The 488-nt window shown below is 64.1% G+C and carries 1 protein-coding gene; it reads right to left on the bottom strand.

What is annotated here, in order from left to right:
• Positions 1-488: hypothetical protein (locus HB860_RS21980; protein ID WP_247627957.1), on the bottom strand; the 488-nt coding region annotated here is incomplete at both ends.

Here is a 488-nt window from a genome sequence, read left to right as displayed (position 1 = left end):
CCCTGGAAGCTGTGGCCGTTGCTGCCCGGCACCTCCTGCCAGATCAGGGTCTCGCCGTTGTGGGTGATGGCCTTGCCGCTGGCGTCCACGACCTGGCCGGAGAGGGTCAGGCGCACATCCACCACGGGATCCGAATCCGCCTTGATGGTGAGGGTACCGGTGGCCTGCTGGTCGTCCGCGGTCTGGTTGTTCGCGGCCCCATCGAAGCGCCCCTCGGTCAGGGTCACCCCGGTGAGGCTGAGGGTCGGCTTGTCCCCTTCCGCAACGCTGATATTGAGGGTGCCAGAGGTAGTGTCGTTGTTGCCGGAACCCTTGTCGCTGTCGACGACATTGATCTTGAACGGCAGCTCGGTGCTGCTGCCATTGGCCTGATGCACCCCCTCGAACAGGGTCACCTTGTAGTCGAAGCCATTGCTGGCGGCGTTGTCGAGCTTGCCGCTGATCTCCACCTGCAGCACCTCGACCCGCACCCCGTTCACTTCCACATA

This window comes from Aeromonas genomosp. paramedia, from assembly GCF_023093515.1.
Taxonomy (GTDB): Bacteria; Pseudomonadota; Gammaproteobacteria; order Enterobacterales; family Aeromonadaceae; genus Aeromonas.
This window is presented reverse-complemented; position numbering and strand designations above follow the sequence as displayed.